This window comes from Streptomyces echinatus, assembly GCF_014203595.1.
GTDB classification, from domain to species: Bacteria; Actinomycetota; Actinomycetes; order Streptomycetales; family Streptomycetaceae; genus Streptomyces; species Streptomyces echinatus.
In genome coordinates this window covers 220203-245976 of sequence record NZ_JACHJK010000002.1, presented here as the reverse complement: position 1 = coordinate 245976, position 25774 = coordinate 220203, and the positions used below count along the sequence as shown (strand labels likewise).

General features: G+C 74.4%; 25 protein-coding genes and 3 pseudogenes. 20 read left to right on the top strand and 8 right to left on the bottom strand.

The window, feature by feature from the left end:
- Positions 1-66: 66 nt before the first annotated feature.
- Positions 67-852, top strand: a complete 786-nt coding sequence (locus FHS34_RS05630; RefSeq protein ID WP_184961773.1) for a glycoside hydrolase family 75 protein — start codon at positions 67-69, stop codon at positions 850-852.
- Positions 853-967: 115 nt separating this feature from the next.
- Here the strand turns inward: FHS34_RS05630 and FHS34_RS05625 are convergent, their stop codons facing one another.
- The 3 genes from FHS34_RS05625 to dhaK all read right to left on the bottom strand — a co-directional run bounded on the left by FHS34_RS05625 (position 968) and on the right by dhaK (position 3034).
- Positions 968-1378 (bottom strand): PTS-dependent dihydroxyacetone kinase phosphotransferase subunit DhaM, encoded by a 411-nt coding sequence (locus tag FHS34_RS05625; RefSeq protein ID WP_184961771.1) that lies wholly within the window; start codon positions 1376-1378, stop codon positions 968-970.
- A complete protein-coding gene (gene dhaL / locus FHS34_RS05620; RefSeq protein ID WP_184961769.1) occupies positions 1371-1979 on the bottom strand; it encodes a dihydroxyacetone kinase subunit DhaL in 609 nt (202 codons plus the stop codon). Before dhaL ends, FHS34_RS05625 begins: the two co-directional genes overlap by 8 nt.
- Positions 1980-2041: 62 nt before the next feature.
- A complete protein-coding gene (gene dhaK / locus FHS34_RS05615) occupies positions 2042-3034 on the bottom strand; it encodes a dihydroxyacetone kinase subunit DhaK (protein ID WP_184961767.1) in 993 nt (330 codons plus the stop codon).
- 435 nt (positions 3035-3469) lie between these two features.
- Between dhaK and FHS34_RS05610 the strand changes: the two genes are divergently transcribed.
- Positions 3470-4324 (top strand): helix-turn-helix domain-containing protein, encoded by an 855-nt coding sequence (locus tag FHS34_RS05610; RefSeq protein ID WP_184961765.1) that lies wholly within the window; start codon positions 3470-3472, stop codon positions 4322-4324.
- A 389-nt stretch (positions 4325-4713) separates the two neighbouring features.
- Positions 4714-5058: a DUF3040 domain-containing protein gene (locus tag FHS34_RS05605; protein ID WP_184961763.1), complete on the top strand. Its 345-nt coding sequence runs from the start codon at positions 4714-4716 to the stop codon at positions 5056-5058.
- 183 nt (positions 5059-5241) lie between these two features.
- Here the strand turns inward: FHS34_RS05605 and FHS34_RS05600 are convergent, their stop codons facing one another.
- Positions 5242-5805, bottom strand: coding sequence for a hemerythrin domain-containing protein (locus FHS34_RS05600; protein ID WP_184961761.1), 564 nt, complete (start codon positions 5803-5805; stop codon positions 5242-5244).
- A 476-nt stretch (positions 5806-6281) separates the two neighbouring features.
- On the opposite strand from FHS34_RS05600, the gene FHS34_RS05595 reads away from it, so the two are divergent.
- From FHS34_RS05595 to FHS34_RS05530, 14 genes and pseudogenes are all read left to right on the top strand, one after another.
- A complete protein-coding gene (locus FHS34_RS05595; protein ID WP_184961759.1) occupies positions 6282-7289 on the top strand; it encodes an NAD-dependent epimerase/dehydratase family protein in 1008 nt (335 codons plus the stop codon).
- Positions 7290-7321: 32 nt separating this feature from the next.
- Positions 7322-8956, top strand: a complete 1635-nt coding sequence (locus tag FHS34_RS05590; RefSeq protein WP_184961757.1) for a carbamoyltransferase family protein — start codon at positions 7322-7324, stop codon at positions 8954-8956.
- A complete protein-coding gene (locus tag FHS34_RS05585; RefSeq protein WP_184962835.1) occupies positions 8956-9951 on the top strand; it encodes a glycosyltransferase family 2 protein in 996 nt (331 codons plus the stop codon). The genes FHS34_RS05590 and FHS34_RS05585 overlap by 1 nt, the downstream gene beginning before the upstream one ends.
- A complete protein-coding gene (locus tag FHS34_RS05580; RefSeq protein ID WP_184961756.1) occupies positions 9948-10505 on the top strand; it encodes a D-glycero-alpha-D-manno-heptose-1,7-bisphosphate 7-phosphatase in 558 nt (185 codons plus the stop codon). The genes FHS34_RS05585 and FHS34_RS05580 overlap by 4 nt, the downstream gene beginning before the upstream one ends.
- Entirely contained in the window at positions 10502-11512 is a 1011-nt protein-coding gene (locus FHS34_RS05575) for a glycosyltransferase family 9 protein (protein ID WP_184961755.1), read from the top strand. The genes FHS34_RS05580 and FHS34_RS05575 overlap by 4 nt, the downstream gene beginning before the upstream one ends.
- A complete protein-coding gene (locus tag FHS34_RS05570; RefSeq protein ID WP_184961754.1) occupies positions 11509-12471 on the top strand; it encodes a glycosyltransferase in 963 nt (320 codons plus the stop codon). The genes FHS34_RS05575 and FHS34_RS05570 overlap by 4 nt, the downstream gene beginning before the upstream one ends.
- Positions 12468-13700: a glycosyltransferase gene (locus FHS34_RS05565; RefSeq protein ID WP_184961752.1), complete on the top strand. Its 1233-nt coding sequence runs from the start codon at positions 12468-12470 to the stop codon at positions 13698-13700. The genes FHS34_RS05570 and FHS34_RS05565 overlap by 4 nt, the downstream gene beginning before the upstream one ends.
- Positions 13697-14341, top strand: a pseudogene (locus FHS34_RS05560) (D-sedoheptulose-7-phosphate isomerase); the annotation flags it as partial. The gene FHS34_RS05565 and the pseudogene FHS34_RS05560, both read left to right, overlap by 4 nt.
- A gap of 365 nt (positions 14342-14706) precedes the next feature.
- Positions 14707-16131 (top strand): PfkB family carbohydrate kinase, encoded by a 1425-nt coding sequence (locus tag FHS34_RS05555; RefSeq protein WP_184961750.1) that lies wholly within the window; start codon positions 14707-14709, stop codon positions 16129-16131.
- Between the two features lie 509 nt (positions 16132-16640).
- Positions 16641-17651: a glycosyltransferase family 9 protein gene (locus tag FHS34_RS05550; protein WP_184962833.1), complete on the top strand. Its 1011-nt coding sequence runs from the start codon at positions 16641-16643 to the stop codon at positions 17649-17651.
- A gap of 342 nt (positions 17652-17993) precedes the next feature.
- On the top strand, positions 17994-18443 hold the full coding sequence (locus FHS34_RS05545) for an STAS domain-containing protein (protein WP_184961748.1): 450 nt from the start codon (positions 17994-17996) through the stop codon (positions 18441-18443).
- A 132-nt stretch (positions 18444-18575) separates the two neighbouring features.
- A complete protein-coding gene (locus tag FHS34_RS05540; protein WP_184961745.1) occupies positions 18576-19826 on the top strand; it encodes an ANTAR domain-containing protein in 1251 nt (416 codons plus the stop codon).
- Between the two features lie 201 nt (positions 19827-20027).
- Positions 20028-20222 (top strand): hypothetical protein, encoded by a 195-nt coding sequence (locus tag FHS34_RS05535; RefSeq protein ID WP_184961743.1) that lies wholly within the window; start codon positions 20028-20030, stop codon positions 20220-20222.
- Between the two features lie 111 nt (positions 20223-20333).
- Complete coding sequence (locus FHS34_RS05530; RefSeq protein ID WP_184961741.1) at positions 20334-20789, top strand: RpiB/LacA/LacB family sugar-phosphate isomerase; 456 nt, start codon at positions 20334-20336, stop codon at positions 20787-20789.
- 54 nt (positions 20790-20843) lie between these two features.
- On the opposite strand, the gene FHS34_RS05525 is transcribed toward FHS34_RS05530, so the two are convergent.
- A complete protein-coding gene (locus FHS34_RS05525) occupies positions 20844-21209 on the bottom strand; it encodes a DUF6479 family protein (RefSeq protein WP_225817534.1) in 366 nt (121 codons plus the stop codon).
- Between the two features lie 155 nt (positions 21210-21364).
- Between FHS34_RS05525 and FHS34_RS05520 the strand changes: the two genes are divergently transcribed.
- Both FHS34_RS05520 and FHS34_RS05515 read left to right on the top strand, forming a co-directional pair.
- On the top strand, positions 21365-21736 hold the full coding sequence (locus tag FHS34_RS05520) for a four-helix bundle copper-binding protein (RefSeq protein WP_184961739.1): 372 nt from the start codon (positions 21365-21367) through the stop codon (positions 21734-21736).
- A 126-nt stretch (positions 21737-21862) separates the two neighbouring features.
- Entirely contained in the window at positions 21863-23041 is a 1179-nt protein-coding gene (locus FHS34_RS05515; RefSeq protein ID WP_184961737.1) for an acyl-CoA dehydrogenase family protein, read from the top strand.
- A gap of 478 nt (positions 23042-23519) precedes the next feature.
- Here the strand turns inward: FHS34_RS05515 and FHS34_RS05510 are convergent, their stop codons facing one another.
- Positions 23520-23954: a hypothetical protein gene (locus FHS34_RS05510; RefSeq protein WP_184961735.1), complete on the bottom strand. Its 435-nt coding sequence runs from the start codon at positions 23952-23954 to the stop codon at positions 23520-23522.
- Between the two features lie 235 nt (positions 23955-24189).
- Entirely contained in the window at positions 24190-24837 is a 648-nt protein-coding gene (locus FHS34_RS05505) for a hypothetical protein (protein WP_184961733.1), read from the bottom strand.
- Here FHS34_RS05505 and FHS34_RS42245 point away from each other — a divergent pair.
- A pseudogene (locus FHS34_RS42245) lies at positions 24792-25163 on the top strand (DNA helicase); the annotation flags it as partial. The gene FHS34_RS05505 and the pseudogene FHS34_RS42245 sit on opposite strands and share 46 nt — an antisense overlap.
- Here the strand turns inward: FHS34_RS42245 and FHS34_RS42240 are convergent.
- Positions 25101-25676 (bottom strand): annotated as a pseudogene (locus tag FHS34_RS42240) (TIGR03086 family metal-binding protein); the annotation flags it as partial. The pseudogenes FHS34_RS42245 and FHS34_RS42240 sit on opposite strands and share 63 nt — an antisense overlap.
- Between the last annotated feature and the right edge of the window lie 98 nt (positions 25677-25774).

Below are 25774 nucleotides of genomic sequence, written 5' to 3'. Positions count from 1 at the left end.
AATGCCCCATCCGGCAGCACAGTGTCCTGCATTGTCCCTTTTGTCCCCAGCGGAGGGTCCCTCATCGTGCGTGTCCCCGCGCTGACGCTGGCCGCGGCCGGCGCCGCCCTGGTCGCCCCGGCGGCCGTGCCCGCCCCGGCCACCGCCGTGCCTGCCCCGGCCACCGCCGTGCCTGCCCCGGCCACCGCCGTGCCTGCCCCGGCCACCGCCGTGCCCGCCCCGGCCACCGCCGTGCCGCCGCCCGTACGGCCCGTGACCCGTGAAGAAGGCGCGGTCACCGCCGCCGACCTGCTCGCCAGGGCCGGCGCGTGCAGCCAGGTGTCCCGGGGCCGGTACCGCACCGACGCGGACAGCCGGGCGACCGTCCGCGTCTGCGGCACCCGCGACGCCGTCTTCTGGAAGGCCGATCTGGACATCGACTGCGACGGCCGGCCCTCCGCCCGCTGCAACCGCCGCACCGACCCGGTCTTCGCCGACACCACCGCGTTCCAGCAGTCCGACGGCCGCCACCTGAGCGCCGAAAGGCTGCCCTACGTCGTGGTGCCGGCCCCCAGCCGCCGCTGGAACTTCCTGTCGTCCGGCGTACGCGGGGGCTCGGTGGCGGCCGTCGTCTACCACGACAAGGTGCAGTACGCGGTCGTCGGCGACACCGGCCCCCGCGACATCATCGGCGAGGCCTCGTACGACACCGCCCGCCGCCTCGGCATCCGGCCCGACCCGCTCGACGGCGGGGTGCCCTCCGGCGTGACCTACATCGTTTTCCGGGACTCCCATGTCCGCCCCATCCAGGACCGGGCGGCGGCGGAGGCGGAGGGGGAACGGCTGGCCAGACTCTTCATCCGGAAGAGGTGACCCCCACCCGTAACCCCCGCCGCCTCACCAAGACCGCCACATGGGCACCGGCACCGGCTGTCACCGGTTCCCGCCACCCGCCCTGTCCCCTCCCGGTGCCGGATCTCCGGAAGCGTCACACCTTCCGGTAGCCGTAGGCTTCCGTCGCCGCGGCCTCGACCGCGTCCAGGTCGGCACCCGCGGCGGCCGTGACCACCGCGGCCACCGCGCCCTCGAGGAACGGCGCGTCCACCAGACGGGTGCCGTCCGGCAGTTCGTCCCCCTCGGCGAGCAGCGCCTTCACCGTGAGCACGGCGCTGCCCAGGTCGGTGAGCACCGCCACCCCCGCCCCCCGGTCCACCGACGCCGCCGCGGCCGAGATCAGCTCGGCGCTGGTGCCGAGCGTGCCGCCCTCGGTGCCGCCCGCCGGGGCCACCGGTACCGCGGTCGCCCCGCCCGCCAGGCCCTTGGCCAGCTCGGCGACCGAGGCGGCCACCTCCGCGCTGTGCGACACCAGCACGATCCCCACCAGCTTCTCCTCACTCACCGTCCGCCTCCGCCGTGTCGGCCAGCGCGGCGATCAGCAGCGCCGACGAGGTCGCGCCCGGGTCCTGGTGGCCGATGCTGCGCTCGCCCAGATAGCTCGCCCGGCCCTTGCGGGCCTGCAGCGGCGTGGTGGCCTCTGCGCCCTCCTCCGCGGCGGTCCGCGCGGCGGCGAACCCGGACGCGAGCGCGTCCACGGCCGGCACCAGGGCGTCGATCATGGTCTTGTCGCCGGGCGCCGCCCCGCCGAGCTTCATCACCCCGTCCACGCCCTCGCGCAGCGCCGCGGCCAGCTGCTCCTGGTCGACCTCGGCGGCATCACCGAGCGCCTTGCCGGTCCGGCGCAGCAGGGTGCCGTACAGCGGCCCGGACGCGCCCCCGACCGTCGAGATCAACTGCCGCCCGGCCAGGGTCAGGACGGCACCCGGGGTGTCCGGCGCCTCCTTCTCCAGCGTGGCCGCCACGGCCGTGAACCCGCGCTGCAGATTGCTGCCGTGGTCGGCGTCCCCGATGGCCGAGTCGAGGGCGGTGAGCCGGTCCGCCTCGCGGTCGACGGATGCGGCGACCGCCATCATCCAACGGCGGAAGAAATCGGCGTCGAGCACTGGATCTCCTTGCGTGGTAGGGCTGTTGGTCTTGCGGCGGGACCGGAGGTCGCTGCTCCGGATCACATTCCCCAGCGCAGGGCCGGAGTCCGCACCGGCGCGTCCCACAGCCGCAGCAGCTCCTCGTCGGCCTGGCACAGCGTCACCGAGGCGCCCGCCATGTCGAGGGAGGTGACGTAGTTGCCGACGAGGGTGCGGGCCACGGCGACGCCGCGCTCGCGGAGCACCCGCTGCACCTCGGCGTTGAACCCGTACAGCTCCAGCAGCGGGGTCGCGCCCATGCCGTTGACCAGCACCAGGACGGGGCTGCTCGGCGGCATGTCCTCCAGGACGGCGTTGACCGCGAAGTCGGCGATCTCCCCCGAGGTCATCATCGCCCGCCGCTCCCGGCCCGGCTCACCGTGGATGCCGATGCCCAACTCCAGCTCCCCGTCGGGCAGATCGAAGGTCGGACTGCCCTTGGCCGGGGTCGTACAGGCGCTGAGCGCCACACCGAAGCTGCGGGACCTCTCGTTCACCTGGCGGCCGATGGACTCCACGCGCTCCAGGGGCTGTCCCTCGGCCGCGGCGGCGCCCGCGATCTTCTCCACGAAGAGCGTCGCGCCGGTACCCCGCCGGCCGGCCGTGTAGAGACTGTCGGTGACCGCCACGTCGTCGTTGACGAGCACCTTGGCGACCTGGATCCCCTCGTCCTCGGCCAGCTCGGCCGCCATGTCGAAGTTCAGCACGTCACCGGTGTAGTTCTTCACGACGAACAGGACACCCGCGCCGCTGTCCACGGCGGCCGCGGCGCGCGCCATCTGGTCCGGCACGGGAGAGGTGAAGACCTCTCCGGGGCAGGCGGCGGAGAGCATGCCCGGGCCGACGAACCCGCCGTGCAGCGGTTCGTGCCCGGAGCCACCGCCCGACACGAGAGCGACCTGCCCGGCCACGGGGGCGTCCCGGCGGACGATCACCCGGTTCTCGACGTCCACGTTCAGGTCGGGGTACGCGGCCGCCATGCCGCGCAGCGCGTCCGCCACGACCGTCTCCGGTACGTTGATCAGCATCTTCATGCCTATCTCCCAGAAGGATGAGCAGGTGAGCCCCTGACCGGTGTCTTTCCTGTTCAGGCCGGGTGCGGCCGGCCGTCGATCCTGGCGGTCCGGGGCAGCCCGCAGCGGGTTCCGGCGGTGCTGATGCCGACCGAACGCCGGCTTGGCCGATGGTTCATCGGGTCCCCCCTGAGCGCGCCGTGGGGCAGGTGGACAGAGCCTTGCTCCTCAGTATCGGCCTTGCGGCAGCGAAGGTCATGTGCGCCGCGGGCAGGAGTGGTTCGAGGCGTGTACGGGCTTTCCCCGCCTGGGCGACCGCGCCCCCACGCGCCGGACGCGGCCCCCGCCCCGCACGCGTACCGCCTTCCGCTCCCGGGGCGGACCCGGTCGTGCCCCGCTCATCCTGGGGGTGACAGGACCAGGCACCGCTCTCGTCCGGCTCGTAGGATCGTGGGCATGAGCAGGCCGAACGCGCTGGGGGAGTACCTTCGGGCCCGCCGTGAGCTGACGGACCCGGCGGACGCGGGGCTGCCGGTCGTGGGTGTGCGCCGTACCCCCGGACTGCGCCGGGAGGAGGTCGCCACCCTGGCCGGGATCAGCGCCGACTACTACCTTCGTCTGGAGCAGGGCCGCGACCGCAACCCGTCGCCGCAGGTGCTGCAGGCCCTGGCACGGGTGTTCCGGCTGGACGCGACCGCCACGGAGCACCTGCTGAGCCTGACCACCGCCCGCCCGCCGGCACCCCGGCGCCCGCGCCGCGAGGTGGTGCCGCTCGGGATCCGGCAACTCCTCGACACGATCAACCTCCCGGCGTTCGTGGAGAGCCGGATGTTCGACGTGCTCGCCGCGAACCGGCTGGCCACCGCCGTGTCGCCGAACATCAGGCCCGGTGTCAACCGGTTGCGTGCGCTCTTCCTCGACCCCGCCGAGCAGGACCTTCACCCCGACTGGGAGCAGGCGGTCAGGGGCATGGTCGCCGGCTTCCGCACTTCCGTGGGCAGCGACGTCGACGACCCGCGGATCGTCCGGCTCGTCGGTGAGCTGTCGCTGGCCAGCGACACGTTCCGGCGGCTGTGGGCCCGGCACGACGTCACCCCGCTGGCCGGAGGGACGATGCGGCTGCGCCACCCCCGGGCCGGACTGCTCGAACTGCGCCGGGAGAAGCTGCCGATCAGTGACTCCGGCGGTCAGATCCTGGCGGTCTATCACGCCGAGCCGGGCTCGGCGTCGGCCCGCGCGCTGGAGGCACTCGGATCGTGGGAGGCCGGCGAGGCGCGTAGCACCACATCGGCGGACACCGGAACCGCCTGAGGCGCGGCAGCGCCTGACGCCCCCACAGGACCCGCCTCCCGGGAAGACCGGCCTGGGCAGGCCCGACTCGCAAGCGCCTTCACGCCGTCCCGCGATCAACCCGTCTCGCCGTCTCGCCGTCACGTGGTCACGCCGTCATGAGGATGTTGACGAGAACGATCACGACCCCGGCCACCACGGCCACCAGGACCACCCAGGGCCACAGGGGGTGTTCCTCGGACGGCTTCCCGTCGGTGGACTTGGTCACGGTGGCTCCTCGGGGGGGGGGCGATCCCCGGCTCCGGGGCATGACCCTCACCTCCTTGCTGCGCCGCATCGGCCGGGCCGTCCGGGGAACTCGGTGGCCCGGAACCGGGAGGCCGCCGACCGGCCGAGGAGGTGGCGTCGCCGTGGACGAGTGGGAGATGTGGGAGATGCACGACAAGGTACGGCTGTCGGCGGGCGAGCGGCTCGCGCTGTTGCAGATCGAGGCGAGCCTCTGGCAGGACCGGCGGTTCGCGCGCCGTATGGGCGTGGCGCGGCCCGGGGTCTGGCTGCCGGTGGCGGTGCTATTGCTGGGGGTCTCGTCGGTGTTCGTCGCCGTCATGGGCCTGCGCACCTCGGACCCCGCGCTGCTGTGGTGCTTCGCGCTGCTGTGGCCGCTCACGCTCTTCCAGGCGTTCCGGCTGCTGTGCCGCGCGGCCCGCCCCCGCCCCCGGCCCACCCCCGGCGCCCGGATCACCCGGTGGCTCTGAACCCGGTGTGAGGTCCACGGCTGCCTCTGGAAGGCGCGAGGTTCACGGCTGCCTCTGAACACGAAGGGTGCCGTCCGGCGTACGAACCGGGCGGCACCCTCCGTGCGGACGGGCCACAGCGGCCGACAGCTCCCCGGCCCGGCGGCCGGCGGACCCGTCCTCCTCCGTGCCCCGGCCGCCGGGTCAGCTCGACTTGCCCCGCCCGGACAGCGCGTCGCGCATCCGGTCGACCAGGCCGGTGCCGGGGGCCAGCAGCTTGTTGGCCGGGGGAGTGTCCGGTGCCGACGGGTGCGGGCGGGTAGGTGCCATCTTCTTCGCCCGGCGGACCTTGTCGCCGAGGTCCATCAGCGCGTCCGGGGGACAGGCCGCCTCGAGCTGCGGGAAGAGGTTCTGCTCCTCGTCGGCCACATGGGACCGGATCTCGCTCATCAGCTGCGTCATGAGCGTGTCGAACCGCGGATCGTCGGCCTGGCAGCCCTCCAGGTCCTTCATGATCTGCTCGGCCTTGGCGTGGTCCTCGAGTTCCTTGTCGGCCAGGGCGTCGCCGCCCGTGAGGTGCTCGCGCACGGCCGGGTAGAGATAGGCCTCCTCGGCGACCGAGTGGCGGACCAGCTCGATCGTGGCCTGGTCGCAGAGATCCTTGCGTTCCTTGGAGCCGGACGGCAGCGCCTCGATACGGCCGAAGAACTCCTCGACCTCGCGGTGGTCGGTGGTCAGCTCCTGGATGACGTTTCCGCCGTGACCCATTGTCGTTACCTCCTGCGTGAAACGCGGCGGCCCATGAGCGGCCGGCCGTCGCCGCGCCGAGTGCCCCGGCCTCGCCGCGCTACACGGCCGGGGTACTCCGGCCGGGCGTCCGCGAGCCTGTACGTCACGGTCGCCGACCCGTCTGACGTGCGGGAATGTCACCACCGTGGTACTGGAGAGGCCTGAGTAGCGCGAGTCCTGGTGTTTCCGGAGAATAAGAATCCAACGTGTGAAACCAACTGGCACGGGAACCCTCCCGGCCAGTGCCGTCCAGCCAGTGGCGGCCCACCAGGGTGGTCCTCCGGACCAGCGGGACCCACGCCCTGGCCTCTTCCCCTCTCCCCACGGCCCGGCGATGCCGGGCCCGGCCGACGCGGCCTGCGCCGAGCGCCCGCGCGGTGCCTTCCCGGGTGCGCCGACGGCGCGTACGCCGGAGCGCCACGACGTGGACGATGGACGACGAAGGGAACCGTCTCATGACTGGTGACACACCGTTCTCCTGGCGGCGCGCCCTCGTGACCGGCGGCGCCGGCTTCCTCGGCTCGCATCTGTGCGAGCGGCTGCTGGATTCAGGTGTCGAAGTCGACTGCGCCGACAACCTGGCCTGCGGGCGGCGCGAGAACGTCGCGCACCTGGAGGACCGGCCCGGCTTCCGCTACCTGCACTGCGACGTGTCCGCCGCCGCGTGCCCCGAGCGGCTGGCGGGCCCGTACGACCTCGTCCTGCACTTCGCCTGCCCGGCCTCGCCCGCCGACTACCTGCGCATGCCGCTGGAGACCCTGGACGTGGGCAGCCTCGGCACCCGCAACGCCCTGGCGGTCGCCGAGCGCGACGGCGCACGCTTCCTCCTCGCCTCCACCTCCGAGGTGTACGGCGACCCGCAGGTGCACCCGCAGCACGAGGGCTACTGGGGCAACGTCAACCCCATCGGGCCGCGCAGCGTCTACGACGAGTCCAAGCGGTTCGCCGAGGCCCTGGTCACCGCGCACGCCGGCACCAGGGGGACCGACGCCGGGATAGTGCGCCTGTTCAACACCTACGGGCCGCGGATGCGGGCCCACGACGGCCGCGCGGTGCCCACCTTCATCTGCCAGGCCCTGGCCGGCGAGCCGCTCACGGTGACCGGCGACGGCGGCCAGACCCGCTCGCTGTGCTACGTCGACGACACGGTCGACGGCGTCCTGCGGGTGGCCGCGAGCAGGTCCCTGCGGCCGGTGAACATCGGCGGCAGCGACGAGATCACCGTCGCCGAGCTGGCCCGCCGGGTGGTCGCCCTCACCGGTTCCCGTTCCCCGATCGCGTTCGTCGACCGGCCCGTCGACGACCCCGGCAGGCGCCGCCCCGACACCACCCTCGCGCGCGAACTGCTCGGCTGGTCGCCGCAGGTCCCCTGGGAGGAGGGCCTGAAGCAGACCATCGCCTACTTCGCGGCCCTGCCCCCGGAACCGGTCCCGCGCACGCAGGACCCGGCCCCGCAGTCCTGACCCCCGCCCGTCCCCGGCCCTGGAGACAGCGCATGCACGTCCTCGGTATCAACGCACTCTTCCACGACCCCGCCGCCGCCCTGATCACCGACGGCACGGTCGTGGCGGCGGCGGAGGAGGAGCGGTTCTCCCGCCGCAAGCACGGCAAGCGGCCCCTCCCCTTCTCCGCCTGGGAGCTGCCCGAGCAGTCGGCCCGCTGGTGCCTGGAGCGGGCCGGCCTCGCCCCGTCGGACCTGGACGCCGTCGCCTACTCCTACGACCCCTCCCTCGCCCGCCCCGCCGAGCGCATGGGCCTGCACGACCCCTGGGACCACCTGCGCCAGGAGTACGCCCGGAAGGCACCGGACTTCCTCGCCGAGGCGCTGCCCGGACTCGACCCGGCCAAGGTCAGGTTCGTCCCCCACCACGTGGCGCACGCGGCCTCCGCCGGGCCCGTCTCGCCGTACCCCGACTGCGCCGTCCTCGTCCTGGACGGCCGCGGCGAGTGCGGCTCCCACCTGGCCGGCCGCTGCACCAACCGGGAACTGACCGTCCTCGCCACCCAGGAACTGCCGGACTCCCTCGGCCTGTTCTACGAGGACCTCACCCAGCACCTCGGCTTCCTGCGCAGCAGCGACGAGTTCAAGGTGATGGCGCTCGCCTCCTACGGCACCCCGCGCTTCGCCGGCCGGCTGCGGGAGTACGTCCGGGCCGACGACGCGGGCGGCTTCCGGGCCCGCCCGGTGCCCTGGGCCGACCTCGTCCCGCCGCGGCCGGCCGGCGGCGCCTGGAGCCAGGACCACGCCGACCTCGCCGCCAGCGCCCAGCTGTGCCTGGAGGAGGCCATGCTGGCCCTCGCCCGCTGGCTGCACGAACGCACCGGCGAGGACGCGCTCACCATGGGCGGCGGCGTCGCCCTGAACTGCGTGGCCAACACCCGGCTGTGGCGCGAGAGCGGATTCCGGCACGTCTGGGTGCAGCCCGCCGCGGGCGACGCCGGTACGGCCCTGGGCGCGGCGGCGCACGTCGCCGGGCAGAAGGACACCCTGGAGCCGATGCCGACGGCCGCCCTGGGACGCGGCTGGAGCGACGCCGAGCTGCGCGCGTGGCTGGAACGGGCGGCCGTACCGTACGAGTGGCCCGCCGACATCGCCGAGACGGCCGCCGAGGTGCTGGCCGCCGACGGGATCGTGGCCTGGTTCCAGGGACGCAGCGAGTACGGGCCGCGCGCGCTCGGGCACCGCTCCCTGCTCGCCCACCCCGGCAAGGCCGGCAACCTGGAGCGGCTCAACGCGGTCAAGGGGCGCGAGGAGTTCCGCCCCGTGGCGCCGATGGTGCTCGCCGAGCGCGCGGCCGAGATCTTCGACGGGCCGCTGCCCAGCCCGCACATGCTGTTCGTGCACGACGTGGCCGCCGACTGGAGGGCCCGCATCCCGGCCGTGGTGCACGTCGACGGCACGGCCCGCGTCCAGACGGTGGACCGCGCCCAGGAACCCCTGGTGGCCCGTGTGATCGACGGCTTCGAGCGGCGCACCGGACTGCCGGTGGTGGTCAACACCAGCCTCAACACGGCCGGACGGCCCATGGCCGACGACCCCCGGGACGCCCTGGAGTGCTTCGGCTCGGCCCCCGTCGACCTGCTGGTGCTCGGCCCGTTCGCGATCCGCCGCGGAAAGGCGTTCGCATGATGACCGGCGCGCCCGCCTACACCGTCGTCGTCCCGACGATCGGCCGCCCCTGCCTCGCCGAGTGTCTGCGCGCGCTCGGCGCGGCCGACGGCCATCCACCGCACGAGGTGATCGTCGTGGACGACCGGCCCGCACCCGAGGGAGCCCTGCCGCTGGAGCCGGCCGGGCAGTTGCTCGACCGGGTGCGCACCCTCGCCACCGGCGGCAAGGGCCCGGCCGCCGCCCGCAACGCCGGCTGGCGCACCGTCCGTACGCCCTGGACGGTCTTCCTGGACGACGACGTCCAGGTCCTGCCGGACTGGTCCCGGCGGCTCGCGGAGGATCTGCGCGCGGCCGGGCCCGAGGTCGGCGGTGTCCAGGGGCAGTTGCGTGTCCCCCTGCCCCTGGACCGCCGGCCCACCGACTGGGAACGCACCACCAAGGGCCTGGAGAACGCCGCCTGGGCCACCGCCGACATGGCCTACCGCACCGAGGCGCTCAAACGGACCGGTGGCTTCGACGAACGCTTCCCGCGCGCCTTCCGCGAGGACGCCGACCTCGCCCTGCGGGTGCGGCGGGCCGGCTGGTCCCTGGTCCGGGGCGCGCGGATCACCCGGCACCCGGTCCGTCCGGCCCACTGGTGGGCCTCGCTGCCCGCGCAGCGCGGCAACGCCGACGACGCCCTGATGAAGCGGCTGCACGGCCGCGACTGGTGGGACCGCGCCCAGGCGCCCCGCGGCCGGCTGCGCCGCCATCTGGCGGTCACCGGCGCGGCCCTCGCCGCCGCCTCCTGCGCCCTGACCGGACGGCGCCGGGCCGCGACCGCCTGCGCGGCGCTGTGGACGCTCGGCACCGCCGAGTTCGCCCTCGCCCGCATCCTGCCCGGCCCGCGCACCGGCCGGGAGATCGCCGGGATGCTCGGCACCAGCGTGCTCATACCGCCCCTCGCGGTGCGGCACTGGGTGCGCGGAGTGGTCCGCCACCGGCACGCCCGGCCGCTGGGCGGTGCCGGATGACCACCGTGGCCGCGGTGCTGTTCGACCGCGACGGCACCCTCGTGGCGGACGTTCCGTACAACGGCGACCCCGACCGGGTCCGGCTGCTGCCGGGCGCCGCGGAGGCCGTGGCGCTGGCCCGGTCCCACGGACTGGCCACCGGCGTGGTCAGCAACCAGTCCGGCATCGGGCGCGGACTGCTCACCGCCGAGCGGGTACGTGCCGTCAACGCGCGCGCCGACGCGCTGCTGGGCGGGCTGGACACCTGGGTGTTCTGCCCGCACACCCCCGAGGCCGGCTGCGGATGCCGCAAGCCCCGGCCCGGCCTGATCCGTACCGCCGCAGCCCGGCTCGGCGTACCGGCCGCCGCGTGCCTGGTGATCGGTGACATCGCCGCCGACGTGCTGGCCGCCCGCGCCGCGGGCGCCCGGGGCGTGCTGGTACCGAACGCGGCCACCGCCCCGGCGGAGGTGCAACGTTTCCTCGAGCAGAGTGCCCCCGATCCGTTCATCGCCGTACGCAGGGCTCTCGGCGCGCCCCGGGACAGCGCGACCGCGGCGAGGGGGCCCTCGTGAGAAGCCTCGTCGTCCGGCTCGACAGCTTCGGTGACGTGCTGCTAGCGGGCCCCGCCGTACGCGCCGTCGCCGCCCGCAGCACGCACGTCACCCTGCTGTGCGGCCCGCGCGGCGCGGACGCCGCCCGGCTGCTGCCCGGCGTGGACGAGGTGCTGGTGTGGGAGGCGCCCTGGGAGGGCTTCGACCCGCCCCCGGTCACCCGCGAGGACGTCGACACCCTGCTCGCGCGACTGCGCGCCGGGTCCCACGACACCGCGCTGATCCTCACCTCGTTCCACCAGAGCCCGCTGCCCACCGCCCTGCTGCTGCGGCTCGCCGGCGTCGGCCGGATCGGCGCCGACAGCGCCGACCACCCCGGCCGGCTCCTCGACGTGCGCCACCGCAGGGCGGCCGGCCGGCACGAGGCGGAGGCTGCCCTCGACACCGCGACGGCCATGGGCTTCCCGCCACCCCCGGGCGACGACGGACGCCTGCGCGTCCTCCCGCCCCCCGACACCACCGGCCTGACCGGCCACGGCCCCTACGTCGTCCTGCACCCGGGCGCCAGCGCCCCCGCCCGCGCCTGGAGCCCCCACCGCTGCGCCGAGGCCGTCACCCTGCTCGCCGACGCGGGGCACCGCGTGGTCGTCACCGGCGGCCCCGGTGAGACCGCCCTCACCCGGCGGATCAGCGGCGACACGGCCGTCGACCTCGGCGGCCGGACCGGCCCGCGCGCCCTCGCCGGGGTACTGCGCGCCGCCGAGGTCGTGATCAGCGCCAACACCGGACCCGCCCATCTCGCCGCCGCCGTCGGCACCCCCGTCGTGTCGCTGTTCGCGCCCGTGGTCCCGGCCGGCCGCTGGGCGCCGTACGGCGTCCCCGTCATCCTGCTCGGCGACCAGTCGGCGCCGTGCGCGGACACCCGGGCGCTCACCTGCCCGGTGCCCGGCCACCCCTGCCTGGACGAGGTCACCGGACAGGACGTGGTGCGCGCGGTGCACAAGCTCATCCAGGAGCGGCAGTCATGAACATCCTCGTCTGGCACGTGCACGGATCCTGGCTCACCGCCTTCGTGCGGGGCCCGCACACCTACCTCCTCCCGGTCACCGAGGACCGCGGACCCGACGGCCTCGGCCGCGCGGTGACCTGGGACTGGCCGCCCTCCGCCCGGGAACTCACCCCCCGGGAACTGTGGGACGCCGACATCGGCCTGATGGTCCTGCAGCGCCCGCACGAACTCGACCTCGCCCTGCGCTGGACCGGCCGCCGCCCCGGCGTGGACGTGCCCGCCGTGTACGTCGAGCACAACAGCCCCGACGAGTCACCCGAGCGGCAACTCCACGCGCTGGCCGCCCAGTCGCGGATCCCGGTCGTCCACGTCACCCACTTCAACCGGCTGATGTGGGACAACGGCCGGGCCCCCACCGAGGTCGTCGAGCACGGCGTCGTCGACCCCGGCCCGCTGTGGACCGGCACCGAACGGCGCGCGGCCGTCGTGGTCAACGAGCCCGTGCGCAGGGGCCGTACGACCGGCACCGACCTGCTGTCCCGGTTCGCCCGGTCCGCGCCCCTGGACGTCTTCGGGATGCGCACCGAAGGACTCGCCGGCCACCTCGGCCTGCCGCCCGGGCGCTGCCGCACCCGGGACCTGCCCCAGGGCGAGCTGCACCGGGAGATGGCCCGGTGCCGCCTCTATCTGCACCCCGTGCGCTGGACCTCGCTCGGCCTGTCCCTGCTGGAGGCCATGTTCCTCGGCATGCCCGTGGTCGCCCTGGACACCACGGAGGTCCGGGAGGCGGTACCCGACGACGCCGGGGTGGTCTCGAACCGGCTCGACGTGCTGGAGGACGCCGTACGGGCCTTCCTCGCCGAGCCCGAGCTGTCCCGCCGCACCGGCGCGGCCGCCCGGGCCGCGGCCCGGGCGCGCTACGGAGAACGGCGCTTCCTCGACGACTGGGAGCGCCTGATCAAGGAGGTCACCCGATGAGCCGCATCCCGCACACCGCCGGCCGCGTCGCCATGGTCTCCGAGCACGCCAGCCCACTGGCCGCGCTCGGCGGACCGGACGCGGGCGGCCAGAACGTGTACGTGGCGCAGGTCGCCCGGCAACTCGCCAGAAAGGGATACCGGGTCACGGTGTACACCCGGCGGGACTCGGCGGGCCTGCCGGACCGGGTGACCCTCATCGACGGCGTACAGGTGGTGCATGTGCCCGCCGGACCGCCCGCGCCCGTCCCCAAGGACGAACTCCTTCCGCACATACCCGAGTTCGGGAACTTCCTGGCCCGGCACTGGGGACACAGCCCGCCCGACGTGGTGCACTCCCACTTCTGGATGTCCGGCCTCGCCGCCCTCGCCGGCGCCCGCGACCTCGGCATCCCCGTCGTGCACACCTACCACGCGCTCGGCACGGTGAAGAAGCGCTACCAGGGCGCCGCCGACACCAGCCCGCCGCAGCGCCTCGCCGTCGAGGAGGCCATCGGTCACGAGTGCGCCCGGATCATCGCCACCTGCAGCGACGAGGTGGCCGAGCTGAAGGCGATGGGGCTGCCGGAGGACCGGATCAGCGTCGTGCCCTGCGGCGTCGACCCCGACCAGTTCGCGCCGGTCGCCCCCAACCGCCCGCCCGGCGCCCGCAGGCGGCTGCTGGCCGTCGGCCGGCTCGTGCCCCGCAAGGGCTTCGACCGCGCCATCCGCGCCCTGGCCGGCATCCCCGACGCCGAACTCCTCGTCGCCGGCGGCCCCGAGACCGACCTGCTGGGCGCCGAACCCGAGGCCGCGCGCCTGTACGGCATCGCCGGGGAGTACGGGGTCTCCGACCGGGTCACCCTGCTCGGCGGGGTCGGCCGGGCCCGTATGCCCCGGCTGATGTCCAGCGCCGACCTCGTGCTGTCGCTGCCCCTGTACGAGCCCTTCGGCATCGTCCCCCTGGAGGCCATGGCCTGCGCCACGCCGGTGGTCGCCACCGCGGTCGGCGGCCAGCTCGACACCGTCGTGGACGGCACCACAGGCCTCCTGGTCCCGGCCGACGACGACCACGACCTCGGCTCGGCCGTGCGCGCCCTCCTCGCCGACCCCGGCCGGCTCGCCCGGTACGGAACGGCCGGCCGTAACAGGGTCCTCACCCACTACACCTGGGACCGGGTGGCCGACGGCGTGGCCGGCGTGTACGGCGAGGTGTCCTCGATCCGCTCGCTCTCGGGGGTCGTCCGATGAAGACCGTGACCGGCACGAAGTCCCTCCTGGACACGACGCACTGCGACGACCTGATACGGGCCCTGGAGACCTTCCGCGACAGCGGACCGCTCATCGAGCGCTGGGGCACCGAACTCGCCCGCCGGCTGGGCGCGGGCGCCCGGCTGCTCGTCGCGGGCAACGGGGGCAGCGCCGCGCAGGCCCAGCACCTCACCGCCGAACTCGTCGGCCGCTACCGCGACGACCGCCCGCCGTTCTCCGCGGTCGCCCTGCACGCCGACACCTCCTCCACCACCGCGATCGCCAACGACTACGGCGTCCAGGAGGTGTTCGCCCGCCAGACCGCCGCCCACGGCCGCCCCGGGGACGTGCTCCTGCTGCTGTCCACCAGCGGCGCCAGCGCCAACCTGCTGGCCGCCGCCGACCGCGCGCACCGGCTCGGGATGACCGTGTGGGCGCTGACCGGGCGGCCGCCCAACCCGCTGCAGCTCGGCGCGGACGACGCGCTGTGCGTCGACGCCCCCGTCGCCGCCACCGTCCAGGAACTGCACCTGGTCGCCGTGCACATGCTCTGCGAGGCCTTCGACCGGGCAGTGCAACGCGGCACCGCCGCCGCCGACCGCACCGACACCGGCGGAACGGACGGGACGCCGGTGGCCGACGGGAAGCTGACGGCCGACGGAAGGCCGGTCGTGGACGGCAACTCGGTCACCGACGGCAGACCCGGGGTCGTCGGCCGGCTCGTCGGTCGCGCCCGCTCCGTCGGCCGGCTCGCGTCCGGCACGCCCGGGACCCCGGGCACGCCGCGCGCTTCCGGGAAGCCGCGCGCTTCCGGGACACCTGGGACGCCCGCGACGCCCGGCGGGGCCGGCGCGCCGGGGGCGTCGTCCGGCACCACCGGCGCACCCCGCACCTCCGGGGCGCCCGGCGGGTCCGGCACGTCCGGCTCGTCGTCCGGCACCTCCGTTCCGCCCGGGGCGACCGGTTCGTCGTCCGGCGCGTCCGGGGCGCCCAGGAAGGGACACGCATGACCGCCTCGCAGACGCCCCTGGTCGTCGTGGGGGACGCCCTGCTCGACCACGACCTGTGCGGCCGCGCCGAGCGGCTGGCCCCCGACGCGCCGGTACCCGTCGTCCACGGCACCCGGCGCAGCTCCCGGCCCGGCGGTGCGGCCCTCGCCGCCTGCCTCGCGGCCGCCGACGGACGTGCCGTCACCCTGGTCACCGCGCTCGGCACCGACGCCGCCAGCGACACCCTGCGGGAGCTGCTGGCCGACCGCGTCGGCCTGGTCGAGGTGCCGCTGGAGGGCACCCTGAGCAGCAAGACCCGTGTCATGGCCGGGGACCGGCCGCTGCTGCGCCTCGACGACGGCGAGGGCCACGCCCACGAGGCGACGCCCCAGGCGGTGGCCGTCGTCGCGGCGGCCGGGGGCGTCCTCGTCGCCGACTACGGCCGGGGAACCGCCGACGTCCTGCGTGACGCGCTCGCCCACACGGCGGCGCCCATCGTCTGGGACCCCCACGTACGCGGCCGGTCCCCGGTCCCCGGTGTATGTCTGGCCACCCCCTCGGCGCAGGAGGCCCGCGCCTTCGCCCGGCAGCTGGACGACGGCGGGGAGACCGCCGACCCGGCCGGGCTGCGCACCGCCGCCCGGGACGCCCGCGCCCTCGTCCGCGCCTGGCGGGCCCAGGCCGTCGCGGTCACCCTCGGCGAGCGCGGGGCACTGCTCTCGCACGGCGAGACCCCGCTCCTCGTACCGACCCCGGCCGCCGCCACGGGCGACCCCTGCGGCGCCGGCGACCGGTTCGCCGCGGCCGCCGCAGGTCTGCTCGCCGACGGCACCGTCACCGAGGCCGCCGTGCGGGCCGCCGTCCACGCCGCCACCCGCTACGTCGCCGAGGGCGGCGCCCGGGCGGTAGCCGTCGCGGACGAGCCGGAGACGGCCGCAGAGCCGACCGCCGACGGCGACACCACCGCCGACGCCGTGCGCACCGCCGCCCGGGTCCGGGCCGCGGGCGGCACCGTCGTCGCCGCCGGCGGCTGCTTCGACCTGCTGCACGCCGGGCACGTCGCGCTGCTCCAGGCCGCCCGCCGGGCCGGCGACTGCCTCGTCGTCTGCGTCAACTCCGACGACTCCGTGCGCCGCCGCAAGGGCGACGGCCGGCCCCTCGTCCCGGCCGCCGACCGGGTGCGGGTACTGCGCGCCCTGGAGTGCGTGGACGCCGTCGCCGTCTTCGACGAGGACACCCCCGAGCGCATCCTCGGCGAACTCCGGCCGCACATCTGGGCCAAGGGCGGCGACTACGCCCGGGCCTCGCTGCCGGAACAGCCGCTGGTGGAGAGCTGGGGCGGGCAGGTCCTGCTGCTGCCCTACCTCGACGGCCGCTCCACCACCGGCCTCGCCCGCCGCGCGGCCCTCGCCCCCGCACCGACCGGAGGACACACGCGGTGACCTCCCTCGACCCGCAGCAGCACGAGACGGCGGCCGCCCGCCGGAACCACGAGGCGACCGCCCCCGACCGGCGGAAGAACAGGGTCACGGCACCCGACGGACGCAAGCACGAAGCGGCGAAGGCCGGCCGGCGGGAACGCGAGGTAACCGCCCCCGACCGGCGGAAGGGCGAGGTGAGCGCGGCCGATGGGCTCAGGCGCGAGGCGCCGGCACCCGACGGGCAGAGGCGCACGGCGGCGATTGCCGACCGGCGGAAGGGCGAGGTGACCGTCCCTGATCGGCCGAGGCACGAGGTGTCGGCTCCCGGTCGGCGCAAGCGCGAGGCGAGCGCGGCCGACCGGCAGAGGCGCCGGGCGGCGGTTTCCGACCGGCCGAGGGGCGAGGTGAGCTCTGCCGATGGGCGGAAGCGCGAGGCGCCGGCACCCGACCGGCGACGGCGTGCGGCGGTGGCTTCCGGTCGGCGCGAGCGCGAGCGCGAGGCGGCGGCAGGCGGTGGGCGGGAGCGTGACGTGGGCGCGGCCGGCCGGGGCGGGAAGCGCGGCGACTGGGCTCCGCGGGTCCTCGTCCTGCGGGCGCTGGGGCTGGGCGATCTGCTGGCCGGGGTGCCCGCGCTGCGCGGGATCCGCCGGGCCTTCCCCGGCCACCAGCTGATCCTCGCCCAGCCGCCGGGCCTCACCGAACTGGCCCTGACCACCGGCGCGGTCGACGCCGTCCTCGCGGCCGAGGCGCCGGGCCGCGCGGTGCCGGACCTCTCCCACTGGCCCGGCCCGCCGCCCGAGGTGGCCGTCGACCTGCACGGCAACGGCCCCGAGAGCCGCGACGCCCTGGCCGCCCTGCACCCCCGCCGGCTCCTCGCCCACGCCTGCCCGGACGGCCCGGCCTGGCTCGCCCACGCCAACGAACGGGACCGCTGGTGCGCCTTCCTGGGCGCCTACGGCATCCCGGCCGACCCCCGGGACCTGCGGCTGTCCCGGCCCGCCACACCGTCCCCGGCCCCGGGCGCGGTCGTGGTGCACCCCGGCGCGGCCGCGTGCTCCCGCCGCTGGCCGGGGGAGCGGTTCGCCGCCGTCGTCCGCTGCCTGCGCGCCGCCGGACACCACGTGATCCTCACCGGCGGACCCGGCGAGGACGACCTGGTCCGCTCGGTCGCCGAACGCGGCGGTCAGCCCGATCACGACCTGCTGACCGGCGGCCTGCCGCTCGGTCAGCTGTCCGCGCTGGTCGCCGAGGCCTCCCTGGTGCTCAGCGGCGACACCGGCCTCGCCCATCTCGCGGTGGCCCACGGCACCCGTTCCGTCACCCTGTTCGGGCCCGTCTCCCCGCGTATGTGGGGGCCGCCGCCCGGCCCGGACCACCTGGCCCTGTGGAAGCCCGGCCCGCCCGGTGACCCGCACGGGCGCACTCCCGACACCCGCCTGCTGCGCATCCGCACCGGCGAGGTCGCCGCGGCCTGCCTGATGCTCCTGCGGGCCCCCCGCGGCCATCGCCGGCCGGCCACCCCGGCACACGCCGCCCCCTGACGGACCGTAGGCCCCCCAGTCCATCAGCTCACACAAGAGCTGTGATTGGCAGATGTGGACCACCCTTCATCACCGCACCCCTCCGCTGACCTGCACCTTTCGCTGCATCTCCTGGCACACATCTGCCAATCCCCGGACAAGCGGCGGGAGGTGGTGGGGGCGTCGGCCGGGGGCCTTCGGCACCCGGGAGTCACCCGTACGGCGGTACGCCGGCCGAGTATCCGGGCGGTACGACACGCCCGGAGACGTCGTTGCGTCCGGCATCGGCGCGAGGGCACAGTGAACCCCCGGTCAAGAAGCGGCCGGCCGATCCTTCCGCCCCGCCCCAGGAAGGCCGTTCCCATGGAAATCGGTCAGCCGTCCCCCGCCCGCGTCCACCCCGGCGGCCCCGCCCCCCTGCTGCTGCGGACCGTGCGCGAGCACCGCACCGGGCTCGGCGGGACCAGCGTCCTGACCGCCCGGGGCACCGTCGACACCTCCAACGCCGGGCGGTTCACCGAGGCCCTCGCCGCACATCTCGCGGACGCCGGCCGGGCCGGCGAACACGCCCTGCTGGACCTGACCGAGGTGTACCTCGCCTGCCCCGCCTCGGACCTCCTGGCCCGGGCGGCCCGGGACCTCGCCCGCTCCGGACGCGCGCTGTCCGTCGTACAGCCCCGGCCGCACGTGCGGGAGACCCTGGCCGCGGCCGGTCTGCCGGGGCTGCGCGTGCACGCCTCCCTGGACTTGGCCCTGCGGGCCCTGGCGGCCCGCGGACCGTCGCCCGCGGACCCCGGCGGCCCCGGCCGGTGACCGCCGGACGCGCCGTCGCCGCCCGGCGCGGTGGATGGTGCGGTTGAGGGCGGGCCGCCTACCGTGCAAGGTGGTGCCAAGGTCAGGAAGGGGCCGAGCCACTTCTTCGGGACGTCCTGTCTGGGTGATGCGATGAAACCCTCTTCCGGCCGGCCGGCCGCTCCGGCTCGCCTCGTCATCGAGTCCTCCGTCGTCGAGGGACTGCCCGCCGAGGGCGCCCTGCTGCTGCGCATGTCCGGCAGCCTGGACGCCAATGGCGTACGGGCCTGGTCGGAGGAGCTGCGCGGACACCTGGAGCAGGCGGACCGCGCCGGGCTGCGCCCCGTGCTCGACATGGCCCACGTGCAGCTCGGCGGCGCCGCCGTGCTCCGTACGCTCAGCGAGACGACGCGGAGCCGCTCCGGACGTCCGGACCTGATCATCGTGCGCGCCCGGCCCGGGGTGCGCGAGGCGGTGCACCTGGCCCGCCTGACCGGCGTCCAGCTGTACGCCACCCTCGACGAGGCGCTGCGCGAGCTGGCCCGCGCCGCCTCCCGGGTGGAGGAGCTGCCCGCCTGGCGGTCGCAGATGGCGGACCCGCTGCGGCCCTCCTACGAGGACCTGCACAAGGAGGTCCGCGCGCTGCGCGCCCGGGTGCGCACCGCGCCGGTGATCGGCATGGCGCAGGGCGCGCTCATGGTCCGCTACGGCCTGCCGGACTCCGGCAGCGCCTTCCGGGTGCTGCGCGAGGTCTCGCAGCGGTTCAACGTGCCGCTGCGCGTCCTCGTCTCGGCCGTGGTGGTGGCCCGGCCCCCGAGCGGCGAGGTGTGGTTCCCCGGCCGCCGCTGCCTGCCCGTCCCGCAGCTGCGGATCCTGGCCCGTGGCGGCCGGGACCCCCGCTACCGGCGGCAGATGACCGACGCCGTCCTGCACGAGGCGCTGGCCATCGGCCGGGCGCCCGCCGGGTACGTGCAGTTCGTGGACGCGGCCGTGAACGCCCTCATGCTGGAGACCCACTACGGCTGCGCGGACGTGCTCCTGGACCAGCTCGTGCGGGGCCGGGACGAGGGCACCGCCGACGCGGCGGCCCGCACCCGGGGCCGGCAGGTGGGCGTCGCCGACGTCGCCGCGGACGCGCTGCTCTCCGACGACTGCCGGCGTGTCCTGCTGGCGACCGGTGCCCGTGCCGTGCACAGCGTCCCGGTGCTCTCCTCCGCCGGCTCGTGCACCGGCGTGATCAGCGTGCACTGGCCGGACGCCGGCCACCGGCCGACCGCCGCGCAGTCCGAGGCGTTCGCCCTGCTGGCCTCGGACACGGCGGCCTGGCTGAGCTGGTACCACCGCACGGTGCTCCTGGACGCCCTCGAACACCTCCACCGCGCGCTGACCCGCTCCGCGTGCTGACCCGCGGCCGCGTCGCCGGTCCCGCTCCCAGGCCGCCCCCGCGGCCCCCTCGCACCGCCCGGCCGCGACAGCCGCCGACCCGTCGACGTGGACCGGTCCACCGGCGGTGCGCGCCGATCCGCCGCCGGCGTGCGTCACCCGCGTCGCCCTGGGAACCCGGACCCCGCACGCAGCACGCATCACCCGGAGGGAGTCCGGCGCATGTCCAATCCGCAGCAGCCCGAACAGCGGCGCAGTGACAAGGGAGGCGCCACCCCGCAGGACAGCGGCGAGCTGAAGGCCCGCCAGCGGGCCGGCCAGGACGCGGGCGCCCGCCCGCACGGCTCGGACAAGGGCGCCAAGGGCGGGGGAGAGGGCGGAGGGGTGCCGCCGGCCCAGCGGCCCGACCATCCCTGATCCGTCCACCGCCCCTGACCGGGCGCGACGCCTGTCGAACGGCCCTCAGGGGCCGTTCGCCATGTGCGGGGTGTCCCGGCAGACCCGCGGGCCGGGCGCTACGCTCCTGACATGCGGATCTCCGTCTCCTCCGACATGGACGAACCCGTCGCCCGCCTCCTGGTCGCGGAGCTGCGGCGCCGTGGCCACGACGTCCGCGAGCACGGCGCGCTGGTGCCGGGCGCCGACGCGGGGTGGGCGGTCTGTTCGGAGGCCGCCGCCCGGGACGTGGCCGACGGCGCGGCCGACCAGGCGGTGGTGTGCTGCTGGACCGGCACCGGCGCGTCCATCGCGGCCAACAAGGTGCCGGGCGTACGCGCGGCGCTGTGCACGGACGCCGGCACGGCCGACGGCGCGCGCCGCTGGAACGACGCCAATGTCCTCGCCCTGAGTCTCAGGCTGACCTCCGGTCCGCTGCTGACGGAGATCCTCGACGCCTGGTTCACGGCCGAGCCCAGCCAGGACCCGGAGGACCGGCAGAACATGGCCCGCGTCGGCCGCCTGGACGCCCCTCGGAACGATCCCTAGGGGCGTACGGCGGTCCGGCGCGGGCCGGGTCGGCGAAGACGGACGGGCAGGGGCTCAGTGGGCGCCCAGTCCGCCGCCGCCGAAGGAGCCGCTGGAGCCCTTGCTCCAGCGCGGGCGGTCCTTCGACGCGCTCGGTTTGCTGTCCATGTTGGTCAGGTCGTAGGGGGTCAGTGGGCGTTCGCCCTTGGCGACCCGTGGCACCTCGGCGGACTCCCTGTTCTCCTGGACCTCGCGCACCGGTCCGCCCGGCGGCATCTTGGGCTGTTCCTCGGGCCGGGGCCGCGGAGACTCCTGGGACTTGACGCGGGAGGTCATCCAGAAGCCGCCGGCGAGCAGCGCGAGGAGGCCCACGGCCACGATGAACAGAACGAGGCTCATCAGGCCGCTCGCCGCGGCCAACTGCATCGATGCGGTGTTCATAGGACAGGAATACCCACCCCATACCCGGACGAATCCGGACACTATGGGTTACCGGGGGTTATGCGAGGTGACGGCCCCCCGGAGTTCCGGCCCGGTCGTTTCACAAGGCCCCGAGGCGGTGGTTTGTCGCCGCCCGCCCCGGCTACCCGCACGGTGTGACATCGCCGACTTCCCAGCAGCTCTACCGGTTCCTGGAGGACCGCTTCACCTGTGCGCAGGCGTGCACGGAGTGTGCCCGGGCCTGTGCCGTGAGGGCGAGCCTCGTCGATCCGGACGGCACCGAGCACCAGGAGCGGGTGCGCCGGCTGGGCATCATGTGCGCCGAGGTGTGCGACGCCACCTGCCGGGTGCTCTGCGAGGAGAACCGGCAGGACGAGGACGGGATCCGCGTCCGGGTCGAGTGGTGCCGCTCGATCTGCCTGGAGTGCGCCCGCGCCTTCGACGAGCATCCCGGCGCCGAGTCGGCCGCGGTCAGCTGCCGGACCTGTGCCGACGCCTGCGCGGACTTCCTGGAGATGCTCAAGTGAGCCGCCGCCGGACGGCGGTCGCCGGGCCGGGGAGCCCGATTCGCCGCGGCCCCGGCATTCACAATTTCTGAAACACGTTCTACGGTGTGCGCCGTCAGGACCGCCCTTGGGGAGCCTGGAGGCGCCGTGCACCTCGACCACACGCCCGAGCAGCAGCGGCTGCGCACAGAGCTGCGTGCCTACTTCGCCGAGCTGGTTCCGGACAACGCCTACGCCCGGTACGCCGACCCGGCCGCGCAGAAGCGGTTCTACCGCGCGACCATCCGCCGGCTCGGCGCGGACGGCTGGCTCGGCGTCGGCTGGCCCGAGGAGTACGGCGGACGCGGGATGACGGCCATGGAGCAGTTCATCTTCTTCGACGAGGCCGCGCAGGCCGGCGTGCCCCTGCCGCTGATGGCGCTGAACACGGTCGGGCCGACGATCATGCGGTACGGCACCGACGAGCAGAAGGCGTACTTCCTGCCCCGCGTCCTCGCCGGTGAGATCGACTTCGCGATCGGCTACAGCGAGCCCGACGCGGGCACCGATCTCGCCGCGCTCAGGACCCGCGCCGTACGCGAGGGGGACGAGTACGTCGTCAACGGGCAGAAGATCTGGACGACCAACGGCGACACGGCGGACTGGGTGTGGCTGGCCGTGCGCACCGCCCCCCAGGCCCCGCCGCACAAGGGCATCACCATGCTCCTGGTGCCGACCTCCGACCCCGGTTACTCCTGCACGGTCATCCGCACCCTCGCCTCCCACGACACCACCGCGAGCTACTACGAGAACATCCGCGTCCCCGTCTCCCGCCGCGTGGGCGAGGAGAACGGGGGCTGGCGGCTGATCACCAACCAGCTCAACCACGAGCGCGTCACCCTCGCCGCCCACGGCACCATGGCGATCCGCGCCCTGCACGACGTGCAGCGCTGGGCACGCGAGACGAAGCTCGCCGACGGCCGCCGGGTGGCCGACCTCGCCTGGGTGCGCCGGCTGCTCGCCCGCACCCACGTCCGGCTCGACGCCCTCAAGCTCCTCAACTGGCAGATGGTCGCCGCCGTCCAGGACGGCACGCTCACCCCGCAGGACGCCTCGGCGGTCAAGGTCTACGGCTCCGAGGCCCGCCGCGACGCCTACGCCTGGCTCATGGAGATCGTCGCCGCGGCCGGCCCGCTGAAGGAGGGCTCGGCCGGCGCCGTCCTGCACGGCGAACTGGAGCGCGGCTACCGCTCGGCGGTCATCTTCACCTTCGGCGGCGGCAACAACGAGATCCAGCGCGAGATCATCTCCTGGATCGGCCTGGGAATGCCGCGCGTACGGCGTTAGCGAGCTGTGACGAGGCTTTTTAGTTGGCATAAAAGCGGGATAGTTGGCACTATGCGGAGCGCTTGGCCTGACGCGCGATGGGCTTGGCCTGTTGCGTCCTGGGTCCGCTGACCTGCTAATTCCTACAGGCCAGCGCAACTATGCCGTGCGGGGCTGAGGCGGCGGCCGATACTGAGGTCGCCGGCGTTCGGGATGTTGAACGGCGCCAGCGCGATCCCGTGGGCGCCCTCGCCGCCCATCTGTGTCAATCGGCGGTGGCCGACGTCCTCGGCCCGGGCGAGATCGCGATCCTGCTGTCCCTGCTCTTCATCGCCATGTGACACTGCCGGCCGCTGTGGGCCGTAGTGTGCGGCACGCTGAACGGCGTCGCCCTGCTGTTCACGCCGGTCCGCTCCTCGCACTCGCTCAAGGACGGCGGCATCCTCGGCTTCATGGTCGGCGGCCCGGTCTTCATCGGTCTGGTGGCCGGCCTTGCGGCCTATCTGTGCTCCCTCGACCACCGCCGCACCGCGCCGCCAGCGAGAACCGCCGCCAGCAGCGCCTGGCGATCGCCGCCGACCTGCACGACTTCGTCGCTCACCACGTTATCGGCATCTTGGTCCCCCAGGTCATGATCGGAGAAGGAACAGGGTGCGGAGGAGGCGGAACGAGGCTCGGCCGTACCTAAGCGTGCGATCCGGTGCCGGAGCACGAGGCGGCTTACCCGCTGGTTGCCGGGAGTGAAGAACTGGGAGAGCTCCTCTATCAGTGTCCTTGGCGTCCTTGGCTGCTTGACCGCGCCGCAGTAGGTGGTCAGGCGCGGGCACAGGAGGTGATCGGCCTGGGTGGCTTCGGCCCACGTCAGCACCGTGCCGAGGTCCGCACCGTACTGGGCGGTGAGCCGCTCTGCCTGGCGGAGACCAGACCAGACCATCGCGTCGCCTGCAGCGCCACGGTCACGATTCCGGCACTGGCCGAGGGGGTCGGCGTCAGCCCCGGTCGCTTGATCGAGCCCGCCGCAACCCAGACGAACTCGGAGACCTGATCTACTCCGGCGCTCCGTCGGTACCGGACGCGACGACACGAGACCGCGCGAGGATGTGATCGCCGTTCGCCCCGGGGCGTCGGCGGAAGACCTGCCACCGAACCCCGGCGTACGTTGCCCACTCCTACGGGGACTTGACCTTGCGCAGGTGTGCAGCAGATACCTCGATTTCGAGGCTGCCAGTCTGTAACGAGGCAACGCCCCGGTCGCAGGCGGTGGCGAGGAGGTCGGAGTACGTTTCGAGACGGCGCAGAAGCTCGCGTTTGCCGCCCTTGCGGTTGGCGGGGGTGCGGAGCTGGTTGATCGACGCGACCAGACGCTGGGTGCTGCAACCCGATTCCCTCAGGGCGCCGAGCATTGGGCTGTGAAGGTGATCGCCCTGAGTGACATGAGTCCAAATCAGCACGGTCGCCGTGTCAGAGGTGGGGGAGGTGGCCCCCTGGCCGAATTGCTCGAGATCGCGGCACAGTTCGGCCCAGTCACCAGCCGGAACCTGCCAGGACGAAAGAAGCTCCCGGCGTCGCCCGTAGTGAACACGATCCGTGCCCCGGTCCAGTTGGCTGGCCACACTTTCGACGGACCGCTCAAAGTCCGACCACAGATCCCGTGAAGTCAACTCCTGCCGGATGACTTTGAGGGACTGCTGCGCGGTGTTCCACGGGATGCGGAGAGTCTTCGCGCAATCGGGCCAGGTGCCCCCGCCACTCATCTCCGCGAGCTTGAGCGCTGAAACGCGCCGCAGGTGCCGCACCTTCCAGTCGGTGTGGTGCACCCAGTGGGACAACAGGTCGTCGAAGTGGGCGGAGAGCCACTCTTGCGCTAGGCCTGCTTGCCGCGAGTACTGGACGCCGTGGCCGCTACCTTGCGTTCAACATGGACATTGCCAACGACGCCGCCGCCCGTTTCCCGCGTTCCGTGCTCTGCAAGACCGCGCACGCAACGGCTTACGCAGCTGTCGGCCACCGCTTTGCTCGCCGTCTCAGCAGCCCCCGCCAGCCCGCATGGCGGACCGGGCGGGCCCTCGGCATCAGATCGCCCATCCGCATCGGTGACCACGAGATCGGCCCCAGGACCCTGTCGCACACCGTGCTGCGTACCCAGAAGGCCGAGGCTGCGCATGCGGGGTGCTTCACGCGAGTATGTCGCGAACGTGGCTTCGGCCAAGGATGCGGGAATGGTGAGCCGTTGTCCGGTGGCTGCCGCCGTGTCCCAGGCGTGGACGGCGCATTCGGCGATCAGGATCCCGCCGAGCGCGGTCGCAGGCATGCGCGCTTCACCGAGGCTGGCCTCTCCCTCCCACGCTGCCGGCTCGGACCAGGCCCTGGCCGCCGGTTCCGCACTGCCGGCCACGAGCAACGCCCACTCGGACTCCGGCCGCCCGGCGAGGAGGGGCACCGGGTTCGCGGTCAGCAGGCTCGGATCCGATGCCGTGCGGGTGCCCGCGTCTCTCGTCATCAGGAGCATCATGGCGATGTGATTGACGAGGTCTTTCACCGTCCACGCCGAACACGGCGTCGGGCTGTGGTACTGGTCGACCGGTGAAGTATGAACAGCCTCCACGACCAGATCGATACTCTGCGCCAACTGCTTTACCCTCGTAGCTGGCAGCATGTGGCATCCCTCCTTCTCACGCCCCACGCCGAGGGCGGGTGATGCCAATGCGGTGGCTGCTGGATGATGTTCCGGAGTCGGGAACACCGATTGGTGCG